General features: G+C 71.0%; 9 protein-coding genes. 4 read left to right on the forward strand and 5 right to left on the reverse strand.

Annotated elements, in window-relative coordinates; translation table 11 throughout:
* Positions 1-77 precede the first annotated feature (77 nt).
* Together OHS17_RS16120 and aspS are read right to left on the reverse strand one after the other, a co-directional pair.
* Positions 78-956, reverse strand: coding sequence for a L,D-transpeptidase family protein (locus OHS17_RS16120; RefSeq protein WP_330312741.1), 879 nt, complete (start codon positions 954-956; stop codon positions 78-80).
* A 202-nt stretch (positions 957-1,158) separates the two neighbouring features.
* Complete coding sequence (gene aspS / locus OHS17_RS16125; protein ID WP_330312742.1) at positions 1,159-2,940, reverse strand: aspartate--tRNA ligase; 1,782 nt, start codon at positions 2,938-2,940, stop codon at positions 1,159-1,161.
* Between the two features lie 151 nt (positions 2,941-3,091).
* Between aspS and OHS17_RS16130 the strand changes: the two genes are divergently transcribed.
* Entirely contained in the window at positions 3,092-5,206 is a 2,115-nt protein-coding gene (locus OHS17_RS16130; protein ID WP_330312743.1) for an ATP-binding SpoIIE family protein phosphatase, read from the forward strand.
* Positions 5,207-5,219: 13 nt separating this feature from the next.
* Here OHS17_RS16130 and OHS17_RS16135 read toward each other — a convergent pair whose 3' ends face one another.
* From OHS17_RS16135 to OHS17_RS16145, 3 genes are all read right to left on the reverse strand, one after another.
* The gene (locus OHS17_RS16135; protein WP_330312744.1) at positions 5,220-6,281 is read right to left on the reverse strand and encodes an AI-2E family transporter; all 1,062 of its coding nucleotides are present in this window, start codon (positions 6,279-6,281) and stop codon (positions 5,220-5,222) included.
* Positions 6,282-6,377: 96 nt separating this feature from the next.
* A complete protein-coding gene (locus OHS17_RS16140) occupies positions 6,378-7,334 on the reverse strand; it encodes a pirin family protein (RefSeq protein ID WP_330312745.1) in 957 nt (318 codons plus the stop codon).
* Between the two features lie 152 nt (positions 7,335-7,486).
* On the reverse strand, positions 7,487-7,927 hold the full coding sequence (locus OHS17_RS16145; protein WP_018101996.1) for an SseB family protein: 441 nt from the start codon (positions 7,925-7,927) through the stop codon (positions 7,487-7,489).
* Between the two features lie 148 nt (positions 7,928-8,075).
* On the opposite strand from OHS17_RS16145, the gene OHS17_RS16150 reads away from it, so the two are divergent.
* The 3 genes from OHS17_RS16150 (at position 8,076) to OHS17_RS16160 (ending at position 11,672) form a co-directional block, all read left to right on the forward strand.
* Positions 8,076-9,902, forward strand: coding sequence for an acyl-CoA dehydrogenase (locus OHS17_RS16150; protein WP_330312746.1), 1,827 nt, complete (start codon positions 8,076-8,078; stop codon positions 9,900-9,902).
* 129 nt (positions 9,903-10,031) lie between these two features.
* Positions 10,032-11,330: a M18 family aminopeptidase gene (locus tag OHS17_RS16155; RefSeq protein ID WP_330312747.1), complete on the forward strand. Its 1,299-nt coding sequence runs from the start codon at positions 10,032-10,034 to the stop codon at positions 11,328-11,330.
* A gap of 123 nt (positions 11,331-11,453) precedes the next feature.
* Positions 11,454-11,672 carry a DUF6458 family protein gene (locus OHS17_RS16160; RefSeq protein ID WP_018101993.1) on the forward strand — a complete coding sequence of 73 codons (219 nt, stop codon included), beginning with the start codon at positions 11,454-11,456 and terminating at the stop codon, positions 11,670-11,672.
* Positions 11,673-11,767 lie beyond the last annotated feature (95 nt).

Here is an 11,767-nt window from a genome sequence, read left to right on the forward strand (position 1 = left end):
ATGCGTGTCCACTCCCTCCCAGGATGCGTCCTTGATACGGGAAGAGAGGTTTCGCAAAGCTCTCCGGCCGAGGTGGTTCAGCGGCCCAGCGCCTCCGCGTCCCCCATCACGATGACGGGCTTCATGGCCGGGTCGAGGGCGCCCAGGAGTTGCTTCATCCGGTCCTCGGTGACCGAGACACAGCCCTGGGTCGGCCCCCCGTGGTCCACGTGCACCCAGATCCCGCCGCCGCGCTCCTCGCCCAGGGGGCGGGTGTGGTCGAGCGGGGAGGTGCCGGGGAGGCGGTTGTAGTCGATGGCGACGACGTAGTCGAAGGAGCCCTCCAGCGGCTCCCCGTGGAACCCCTCGCCCGTCACGCGGAAGTCCGGGCTCAGGTCGTACGGGAGGGCCGTGTCCGGGGGCACGAGGCGGCCGCCCGCCGCGGTCAGCGTGAAGACCCCGATCGGTGAGCGCAGATCGCCCTCCCAGTGCTCGCCGGTCCAGCCGTTGAGGGCGTTGTGGGCGGGCCAGGGGCCCAGCGTGGCCCGCCAGCCCGGCCCGGCGGGCCCGTCGCGGGTGTAGAGGACGGCGGTCGACCGGTTGGAGTCCACCGAGTCCCCGGTCACCACGAACGCCTGCCGGGCCGTGGCCGGGACCGCCGCCCGGGTCTTCGGCCCGAGGCCGGGGAGCTCCGCGGGCTGCGGCGAGGCCGCCGGGGCCGACGGCAAGGACGACCACCCTCGCGGCGCCCCGGCGGAGACCGCAGCGGAGGCCCCTGCGGACGCCGCGGCCCCGGGCGGCCCCGGTACGCCCTTGATCCGCGCCGGCTCCGTGGCGGCCCCGCTCATCTCCGTACCGGCGAAGCCGCCCGCCCCGCAGCCGGCGAGCAGCACGAGCAGGATGAGCAGGATGAGCAGGATGAGGGAGCAGACGACGTGCGGCAGGCGCAGGGGTGCGTGCGAACGGGGCACGGGCACGGAGGGCTCCTCAGCAGTGGATGCGCCGATGTCGGCCCAGCCAGTCATTGCCGCCCGCGTCACCGCCCAATCCGGGGCGGAGCCCATCCGGCCGTAACCGTTCAGGTGATTCCTGTGCTTAATCGGAACCGCTGCGTGCCTCTCACGCGAACAGCCCCCGGCCAGTGGCGGCCGGGGGCTGTTTCACGTGAAACAGGTGGAACTACTTCTGCGCGTCCTTCGCCGGCGCGGCCGGCTTGCGGAGCTGGATGTTGAGCTCGCGGAGGCGGGTCTCCTCCAGGACGGTGGGCGCGCCCATCATCAGGTCCTGCGCGTTGCCGTTGAGCGGGAAGGCGATCGTCTCGCGGATGTTCGGCTCGTCGGCGAGCAGCATCACGATGCGGTCGACGCCCGGGGCGATGCCGCCGTGCGGCGGGGCGCCGAGGCGGAACGCCTTGAGCATGCCCGCGAACTCGCGCTCCACGGTCTCGCGGTCGTAGCCGGCGATCTCGAACGCCTTGATCATCAGCTCGGGCTCGTGGTTCCGGATGGCGCCGGAGGACAGCTCGATGCCGTTGCAGACGATGTCGTACTGCCAGGCGAGAATGTCCAGCGGGTCCTTCTCCTCCAGGTCCTTCAGGCCGCCCTGGGGCATCGAGAAGGGGTTGTGGGAGAAGTCGATCTTTCCGGTCTCCTCGTCCTTCTCGTACATCGGGAAGTCGACGACCCAGCAGAACCGGAAGACGCCCTCCTCGAAGTGGCCGGCCCGCTTGGCGGCCTCGACGCGAACGGCGGACATGATCTTGGAGACCTCTTCGAACTCGCCCGCGCCGAAGAAGACGGCGTGACCCGGGACGAGCGAGAGCCGCTCGGTGAGCGTCTTGACGTCGCTCTCGGTGAGGAACTTGGCGATCGGCCCGGCCAGCGTGCCGTCCTCGCCGACGCGCACCCAGGCGAGGCCCTTGGCGCCGTGCTCCACGGCGTACTCGCCGAGGCCGTCGAAGAACTTACGGGACTGGCCCGCCGTGTCCGGGACCGGAAGGGCACGGACGTGCTTGCCGGCGAACGCCTTGAACTCCGAGTCCGCGAAGACGTCGGAGATGTCGACCAGTTCCAGCTTGGCGCGCAGGTCCGGCTTGTCGTTGCCGTACTTCAGCATCGACTCGCGGAACGGAATGCGCGGGAACGGCGAGGTGACGTGGCGGCCGTTGCCGAACTCCTCGAAGAGCTCGGTCATCAGCTTCTCGATCGGCCGGAAGACGTCCTCCTGCTCCACGAAGGACATCTCGACGTCGAGCTGGTAGAACTCGCCGGGCGAGCGGTCGGCGCGGGCGTCCTCGTCGCGGAAGCAGGGCGCGATCTGGAAGTAGCGGTCGAAGCCCGAGATCATCAGCAGTTGCTTGAACTGCTGCGGGGCCTGCGGCAGCGCGTAGAACTTGCCGGGGTTCAGCCGGGACGGGACGACGAAGTCACGGGCGCCCTCGGGGGAGGTCGCGGTGAGGATCGGCGTCGCCATCTCGTTGAAGCCGAGGGCGACCATCTTGGAGCGGATCGAGGCGATCACGGCGGAGCGCAGCATGATGTTGCGGTGCATGCGCTCGCGGCGCAGGTCCAGGAAGCGGTACTCCAGGCGCCGCTCCTCGTTCACGCCGTCGTCGGCGTTGATCGTGAAGGGCAGCGGGCCGGCCTCGCCCAGCACCTCGACCTCGGAGACCTCGATCTCGATCTCGCCGGTCGGCAGGTCCGGGTTGACGTTCTCGGTGCCGCGCGCGGAGACCTTGCCGTCGATCCGGACGACGGTCTCCTTGGTGAGCTTCGCCAGGGCCTCGTTGCCCGGCGTGCCGGGGCGGGCGACGAGCTGCACGAGACCGTAGTGGTCGCGCAGATCGATGAAGAGGATGCCGCCCAGGTCTCGGCGATTGTGCAGCCAGCCGCTCAGCCGGACGTCGGTGCCGACGTCAGAGGCGCGGAGCTCGCCGCAGGTGTGGGACCTGTACCGATGCATCGTCGTTCATCCAGTCTTCGCGGTTGGGGGAAATTCAGCCCTCCCAGGCTACCGCCCGCGACCGGAGCGTTTCATTGTCATTGTCCGAGCCAAGATCGTCCGGGGGACCGCACCCGTGCCCTTGCCGCGCATGCCGGTTTAAAGTGGGGCAATGCGCACCGAGGATGTGCTGGCCGCGACCGCGACCGGGCTGTGGCGCTGGGACAACGGAGCCGGGACGGTCACGCTCGACGCGGAGGCCGCCCGACTCCTTGAGCTGCCCGCCGAGCCCGGCGTCTTCCGCGAATCGGAGGTCCGCTCCCGCTTCCACCCCGTCGACTGGAACGAGATCGCCGGGGTGGTCAGCCTTGCCGTGGCCGAGGGCACCCTGGCCGAGGCCCGGCTGCGCATCGTGGACGGCAGCGGCCGGGTCCTGCGCACGGTGCGCAGCCGCTCCAAGCCGGTCCCGGCCGGTGAGTGCCGCCGGGACTACGTGCTCGTCGGCACGCTCCAGGAGGTCGCCGAGCCCCCGCCGGGCACCGTCGGGACGCACACCGCGATCACCGGCGACTGGCGGCGCTCCCGCGAGGCGTTCCTGCTGGACGCGGGGCGGGCCCTGGCAGAGGCCGGGTCCACCACGGAGGTGCTGCGGGTCGCCTACTCGCTCTCCATGCCCGGGTTCTCGCCGGACGGCCTGGCGGTCTTCGGCGTCGAGGGCGAGCGGCTGACGGTCGTCGGGCAGCACGGGCACTCCCTCAGCGACGAGGGGCCCTTCACCGACATGCCGCTGGACACGGACTACCCGGCCACGGAGGTCGTGCGGACGGGCCGGGCGATCTATCTGCCGACGCCGGAGGAGTACCGGGACCGCTACCCGGCCACCTGGCCGATGGCCCGGCGGTTCGGGCGCCGCTCCTGGGCCTTTCTGCCGCTGATCGTGTCCGGGCGCACGATGGGGACCTGGATGGCCGGCTTCCGGCACCCGGTGGCCTTCTCGCCGGACGAGCGGTCGGTGCTGACGACCGTGGCCCGGATGCTCGCCCAGGCGCTGGACCGGGCGGGCGCCGCCGACACCGAGCGGGAGCTGTCGCTGGGCCTCCAGCGCACGATGATGCCCTCGCTCGGCCCGGACATCCCGGGGATGACCGTGGCGGCGCGCTATGTGCCGACGGGCGGCGGCCTCCAGGTCGGCGGCGACTGGTACGACCTGATCCCGCTGCCCAGCGGCCGCATCGCGCTCGTGATCGGTGACGTCCAGGGCCATGACGTGCGGGCGGCGGGCCTCATGGGCCAGCTCCGGATCGCCCTGCGTGCGTACGCCTCCGAGGGGCACCGCCCGGACGCGGTGCTGGCGCGCGCCTCGCGCTTCCTCTCCGGCCTCACCGACCCCGGCGAGGACGACGACTCCACGGCCGCGCGCTTCGCGACCTGCCTGTACGCGGAGGCCGACCCGGAGACCGGCGTGCTGGACATCGCGCGGGCCGGCCACCCGGACCCGGTGGTGATGACCGCCGACGGCACCGCCGTCATCCGACAGACCGAGGGCGGGCTGCCGCTGGGCATCGAGGCGGACGCGGGCTATCCGACGACCCGGGTCGTGCTGCAGGCCGGGGAAACGATCATGCTCTGCACGGACGGGCTGATCGAGACGGGCGGCCACGACCTCGCCACCGGCTGGGTCCGGCTCCGGCCGATCCTGGAACGGCACACCGGCGACCTGGAGAAGCTCGCGGACGCGCTGGTGCAGGCGGTGCACGGGCCGGGCTCGCACTACACGACCGGGCCGCTCGCGGACCGGCGCGAGGACGACGTGGCGGTGCTGCTGCTGCGGCGCGAGGGCTCCGTCACGTCCCCGCCCGCGCCCCGGCGGACCGCGCTGTCCATCGCCCAGGCGGAACCGGAGCGGATCTCGACGGCCCGGCAGCTGCTGCGGGAGCTGCTGCACGACTGGGCGGACCCCGACCAGGTCGACGCGGCGGTGCTGCTGCTCTCCGAGGTCGCCACGAACGTGCTGGTGCACACGGACGGGGACGCGCTGATGGTCGCCCAGGCGACCGGGTCGCCGGGGGAACGGTGTCTGCGGGTCGACGTGTCCGACGGCAGCGACGAGCTGCCGCACAAGCGGCGGCCCGGCGAGATGGCGTCCAGCGGCCGGGGCCTGGTGCTGATGGAGATGCTCGCGCACAAGTGGGGCGTCGATCCGCGGGGTGCGGGCAAGTCGATCTGGTTCGAGCTGAACGAGGCCGAGCACCCGGAACCGGCCTTCCCGGACCTGGACCTGGACTAGGACCCGTCCGGCACTAGGAGCCCTCTTCCGGCGCGGTCCGCCCGCCCTTGCGCAGTTCGCCGATGATGCCGAAGGCCGCCGCGCAGAGCGGGACCGCGAGCAGCATCCCGAGGATGCCCGCGACGCTCGCGCCCGCCGTCAGGGCGATGAGGATCATCGCGGGGTGCATCTGGACCGTACGGCTCTGGATCATCGGCTGGAGGATGTGGCCCTCCAGCACCTGGACGGCGAGGACCACCCCGAGTGCCCAGAGCGCGATCGCGAACCCCCGGTCCGCGAGGGCCACCAGCACGGCCACGGCCCCGGAGATGAACGCGCCGAGGTACGGGATGTAGGCGCCGACCAGCACCAGCGCGCCGAGCCCCACCGCGCCCGGCACCCGCAGGATCAGCAGCCCGACCGTGATGCAGACGGCGTCGATCAGGGCGATGAGCGTCGTCCCGCGCATGAAGCCCTGGACGGCCTCGAAGGCCCGCCGGCCCATCGCCTCGACCATGTCGCCGGTGCCGCGCGGGGCCAGGGAGTGGGCGAGGCCCGCGGCCCGGTCCGCGTCACGGAGGAAGAAGAAGGTCAGCAGCAGGGCAAGAACGCTGGTCGCGATGAGCGAGCCGAGGAGGCTGAGGCCCGTGAGGAGCCCGCCCGCGGCGGTCGCGCCGAACTTCTCGACCAGCTTGCGGCCACTGGCCTCCAGGTCGTTCACGTCGATGTCGTCCGCGACCTGGAAGTGGTCGACGACCCACTGCCCGGCGTCCTTCAGCGACTGGACGATCTGGTCGCCGGTCTCGACCAGCGCGGCGACGACGATGTAGCCGGCGCCGCCGACCACGGCGATCAGCACCGCGCAGGTGACCGCGGCGGCCAGCGAGCGGTTCACCCCGTGGGTGGTCATCCGGCGGTGGACGGGGCCGAGCAGCGCCGTACCGAGCAGGGCGAGCAGCACGGGCGTGACGGCGGTCTTGAAGATGATGCACAGCCAGACGGCGACGGCGGCGACACCGGTGACCAGCAGGACGACACCGCACCAGGCGGCGGTCCGCCGGGCGCCCTCGGGCAGGAGTGGCTTCGGGGTCTGCACCCTGCCAGCCGATCACGGCCCGGCAGCGGTGTCCCGCCCGCGCCGCCGTACGAGTGACGGGGCGTCACACGCTGGCGGCCCGGGCAGGAGCGCGGCTCACATGCCGTGGACGGCGGGCACGGTGCCGAGGCGGCCGGCCTGGAAGTCCTCGAAGGCCTGCTTCAGTTCGGCCTGGCTGTTCATCACGAACGGGCCGTAGTGCGCCATCGGCTCGCGGATGGGGCGGCCGCCGAGCAGGACGACCTCCAGGTCCGGGGTGTGCCCGTCCTGCTTCTCGTCCGCGCGCACGGTCAGCGAGGAGCCGGCGCCGAAGACGGCGGTCTGGCCCATGTGGACCGGGCGGCGCTCCGCACCGGCGGTGCCGCGCCCGGCGAGCACGTACGCGAGGCCGTTGAAGTCCTCGCGCCAGGGCAGCGTCACCTCGGCGCCGGGGCGCACGGTGGCGTGGATCATCGTGATCGGGGTGTGCGTGATGCCGGGGCCCTCGTGGCCGTCCAGCTCACCGGCGATCACGCGGAGCAGCGCGCCGCCGTCCGGGGACGCGAGCAGCTGGACCTGGCCGCCGCGGATGTCCTGGTAGCGCGGGGCCATCATCTTGTCGGCCTTCGGCAGGTTCACCCAGAGCTGGAGGCCGTGGAAGAGGCCGCCCGTCATGACCAGGGACTCCGGCGGCGCCTCGATGTGGAGGAGCCCGGACCCGGCGGTCATCCACTGGGTGTCGCCGTTGCCGATGGTGCCGCCGCCACCGTGGGAGTCCTGGTGGATGAAGCTGCCGTCGATCAGGTAGGTCACGGTCTCGAAGCCGCGGTGCGGGTGCCAGGGCGTGCCCTTCGGCTCGCCCGCCGCGTACTCCACCTCACCCATCTGGTCCATCATGATGAACGGGTCGAGGTACTTGTAGTTGATCCCCGCGAAGGCGCGGCGGACCGGGAAGCCCTCTCCCTCGAAGCCGCTCGGCGCCGTGGTCACGGCGAGCACGGGACGGGCCGCGGCGTCGCCGGAAGCGGCCACCTTGGGCAGGGTCAGCGGATTCTCGACGGTCACTGCGGGCATGGGAGCCACCTCCGGGGGACGGTACTGCCATCAATTTAGTTGAATAGTGAACATCCCGCAAGGCACCCCGCATTCCCGCGCGCCCCCGGACAGCCGGAAGGGGCCCGTACCGAGAGCGGTACGGGCCCCTTCCGGAAGCCTCGGGCGGCGGATCAGCCGTACATGCGGCGCATCGCGAAATCGACCATCTGTTCGACGGCCTTGGCGTCGAAGACCATCCGGTGCTCACCCTCCATGTCCAGGACGAAGCCGTAGCCGGTGGGCAGCAGGTCGATCACCTCGGCACCGGTGATCACGAAGTACTTGGAGTCCTTGCCCGCGTACCGCCGCAGCTCCTTGAGCGTGGTGAACATCGGGATCACCGGCTGCTGGGTGTTGTGCAGCGCGAGGAAGCCCGGGTTGTCGCCGCGCGGGCAGTAGACCTTCGAGGTCGCGAAGACCTGCTGGAAGTCCTCGGCGGCCAGCGAGCCGGTCGTGAAGGCCCGTACCGCGTCACCCAGCGACGGCGGCGAGGGTTCGGGGTACAGCGGCTGCTCGCCGTAGCCGCCCCCCATCGGCTGCTGAGCGCCCTGGTTCTGGTCGTAGCCGTACATGGAACAAAGAGTAATCGGCCACATCCGGGGCTCAGGGGGTTGCGTCTTATTACTCACGGGTAGCATCATCGTAGAGGTCACCTGATAGGTCCGGGCCACCCCTCCACGGGGCGCTGCGCGCCACTGCTATTGATTACGGAGCCTTCCCATGGGGCACTACAAGTCGAATCTCCGCGACATCGAGTTCAACCTCTTCGAGGTCCTCGGGCGCGACAAGCTGTACGGCACCGGACCGTTCGCGGAGATGGACGTCGACACCGCGAAGAGCATCCTCGAGGAGGTCGCCCGCCTCGCCGAGAACGAGCTCGCCGACTCCTACGCGGACGCCGACCGCAACCCGCCGGTCTTCGACCCGGAGACCAACACGGCGCCGGTCCCCGACACGTTCAAGAAGTCGTACCAGGCGTTCATGGACTCCGAGTACTGGCGCCTGGGCCTGCCGGAGGAGATCGGCGGCACCACCTCGCCCCGCTCCCTGATCTGGGGCTACGCGGAGCTGCTGCTCGGCTCGAACCCGGCCGTCTGGATGTACTCCTCGGGCCCGGCGTTCGCCGGCATCCTCTTCGAGGAGGGCAACGAGGCGCAGAAGAAGGTCGCCGAGATCGCCGTCGAGAAGCAGTGGGGCTCGACGATGGTGCTGACCGAGCCGGACGCCGGCTCCGACGTCGGCGCGGGCCGCACGAAGGCCGTCGAGCAGGAGGACGGCTCCTGGCACATCGAGGGCGTGAAGCGCTTCATCACCTCGGGCGAGCACGACATGTCGGAGAACATCCTCCACTACGTGCTGGCGCGCCCCGAGGGCGCGGGCCCGGGCACCAAGGGCCTCTCCCTCTTCCTGGTCCCGAAGTACCACTTCGACTGGACCACCGGCGAGCTGGGCGAGCGCAACGGCGTGTACGCGACGAACGTCGAGCACAAGATGGGCCTCAAGGCGTCCAACACCTGCGAGATGACGTTCGGCGACCGCCACCCCGCCAAGGGCTGGCTCATCGGCGACAAGCACGACGGCATCCGCCAGATGTTCCGCATCATCGAGTTCGCCCGCATGATGGTCGGCACGAAGGCCATCGCCACGCTCTCCACCGGCTACCTGAACGCGCTGGAGTACGCCAAGGAGCGCGTCCAGGGCACCGACCTGTCGCAGTTCATGGACAAGGCCGCGCCGAAGGTCACCATCACGCACCACCCCGACGTGCGCCGCTCGCTGATGACGCAGAAGGCGTACGCCGAGGGCATGCGCGCCCTCGTCCTCTACACCGCCTCCGTCCAGGACGCGATCCAGGAGAAGGAGGCCGCGGGCGAGGACGCCAAGGCGCTGCACGGCCTCAACGACCTGCTCCTCCCGATCGTCAAGGGCTACGGCTCCGAGAAGTCGTACGAGCAGCTGGCGCAGTCGCTCCAGACGTTCGGCGGCTCCGGGTACCTCCAGGAGTACCCGGTCGAGCAGTACATCCGCGACGCCAAGATCGACACCCTGTACGAGGGCACCACGGCCATCCAGGGCCAGGACTTCTTCTTCCGGAAGATCGTCCGCGACCAGGGCGTCTCGCTCAACGCGCTCTCCGAGGAGATCAAGAAGTTCCTCGCGGGCGCCCAGGACCACGAGGAGCTGTCCGGTGCGCTGGACAGCCTCGCGAAGGCCGCGGTGGACCTGGAGGCGATCGTCGGCACGATGATCACCGACCTCACCGCGACCGGCGAGGACGTGAAGAACATCTACAAGGTGGGCCTCAACACCACCCGCCTGCTGCTGGCCTCCGGCGATGTCGTCGTCGGCTACCTGCTCCTCAAGGGCGCGGCCGTGGCCGCCGAGAAGCTGCCGACGGCCTCCGCGAAGGACGTCCCCTTCTACCAGGGCAAGATCGCCGCCGCGAAGTTCTTCGCCGCGAACGTCCTCCCGGGCGTCGGCGCCGAGCGCGCGCTCGCCGAGGCCGTCGACAACTCCCTGATGGAGCTGGACGAGGCCGCCTTCTAGGAGCCGCCCCGCACCTCTGCCGCCCGCCGCCCCCGGATCCGTTTCCGGGGGCGGCGGCCGCATGATGGGCACGGTGGGCCGGGGGGCGACAGGGAATCCTTTCGGCCACGTCTGGCTACAGTGAAGAACATGAGTTCCTCCCTCCGCTTCGACCGCGGGCACACCGACGATCTGATGGCCTTCCTGATGGCCTCGCCCTCCCCGTACCACGCCGTGGCCACCGCCGCCGCCCGGCTGGAGAAGGCCGGATTCCGGCAGGTGGAGGAGACCGCGGCCTGGGACGGAACCACCGGCGGCAAGTACGTCCTGCGCGGTGGCGCGATCGTCGCCTGGTACGTGCCGGAGGGCGCCGGGGCGCACACCCCGTTCCGGATCGCCGGTGCGCACACCGATTCGCCGAACCTGCGGGTCAAGCCGATTCCGGACACCGGCGCGTACGGCTGGCGCCAGGTCGCCGTGGAGGTCTACGGGGGCACCCTGCTCAACACCTGGCTGGACCGCGACCTCGGTCTCGCCGGCCGGATCTCGCTCCGCGACGGCACGGACCGGCTGGTTTCGATCGACCGCCCGCTGCTGCGCGTACCCCAGCTCGCCGTGCACCTGGACCGGTCGGCCAACACCGACGGGCTCAAGCTGGACCGGCAGAAGCACATGCAGCCGATCTGGGGGCTCGGGGACGTCGAGGAGGGCGACCTCATCCGGTTCGTCGCCGAGGAGGCGGGCGTCGACGCCGAGGACATCACCGGCTGGGACCTGATGCCGCACCCGGTCGAGCCGCCGGCCTACCTGGGCCGCGACCGCGAGCTGCTGGCCGGGCCGCGCATGGACAACCTGCTCTCGGTGCACGCGGCGACCGCCGCGCTGGCCGCCGTCGCCGGGCAGCCCGACTCCGAGCTGCCGTACATCCCGGTGATGGCCGCCTTCGACCACGAGGAGAACGGCTCGCAGTCGGACACCGGCGCGGACGGACCGCTGCTCGGCACGGTCCTGGAGCGCTCGGTCTTCGCCCGGGGCGGCGGTTACGAGGACCGCGCCCGCGCCTTCGCCGGGACGGTCTGCCTCTCCTCGGACACCGGCCACGCGATCCACCCGAACTACGGGGAGCGCCACGACCCCACGCACCACCCGGTCGTCAACGGCGGACCGATCCTCAAGGTCAACGTCAACATGCGGTACGCCACCGACGGCGGCGGCCGGTCCGTGTTCGCCGCGGCCTGCGAGAAGGCGGGCGTGCCGTGGCAGACGTTCGTCTCCAACAACGCGATGCCCTGCGGCACGACGATCGGCCCGATCACCGCGGCCCGGCACGGCATCAAGACCGTCGACATCGGCGTCGCCATCCTGTCGATGCACAGCGCCCGCGAGCTGTGCGGCGCGGACGACCCGTACCTCCTCGCGAACGCGCTGGCGTCCTTCCTGGCCGGCTGACGCCCGGGCTTCCGGCGGGGGCGGGAGGCTTCCCAACCTCCCGCCCGTGCATGCTCGTTGCCGACCCGGGTACGCGCTCCGTACACGGCCCGGAGGTCCCGGGCCGCCTGGGAGGCGGAACTCATGGGACTCGGCGGATGCATTCTCCTCATCGGCGCTGGGGCGATCCTCGCCTTCGCGACCGACTGGCACCTGGACAGCGTCAACGTCGACCTGGTCGGCTGGATCATGATGATCGTCGGCATCATCGGCGTCTTCGTCTACGCGAGCGTCATCCGGCGCCGCCGGATGGTCGTGCCGCCCACCACGACGGTCGTCTCCGACGACGAACGGCACCTGTGACCGGGGGCGATCCGGCCACACCCTCGGAACACCACGGCGGAATCCCCGATATTCTGGGCACTTGTCCGTGACCCGGAACCGGGCGCGTCAGACCC

This window comes from Streptomyces sp. NBC_00523 (assembly GCF_036346615.1).
Taxonomy (GTDB): domain Bacteria; phylum Actinomycetota; class Actinomycetes; order Streptomycetales; family Streptomycetaceae; genus Streptomyces.

Coding starts and splice junctions, on each gene's coding strand:
- aspS (WP_330312742.1), bottom strand. CDS start 2,940: ATGCATCGGTACAGGTCCCACACCTGCGGCGAGCTCCGCGCCTCTGAC.
- OHS17_RS16130 (WP_330312743.1), top strand. CDS start 3,092: ATGCGCACCGAGGATGTGCTGGCCGCGACCGCGACCGGGCTGTGGCGC.
- OHS17_RS16140 (WP_330312745.1), bottom strand. CDS start 7,334: ATGCCCGCAGTGACCGTCGAGAATCCGCTGACCCTGCCCAAGGTGGCC.
- OHS17_RS16145 (WP_018101996.1), bottom strand. CDS start 7,927: ATGTACGGCTACGACCAGAACCAGGGCGCTCAGCAGCCGATGGGGGGC.
- OHS17_RS16150 (WP_330312746.1), top strand. CDS start 8,076: ATGGGGCACTACAAGTCGAATCTCCGCGACATCGAGTTCAACCTCTTC.
- OHS17_RS16155 (WP_330312747.1), top strand. CDS start 10,032: ATGAGTTCCTCCCTCCGCTTCGACCGCGGGCACACCGACGATCTGATG.
- OHS17_RS16160 (WP_018101993.1), top strand. CDS start 11,454: ATGGGACTCGGCGGATGCATTCTCCTCATCGGCGCTGGGGCGATCCTC.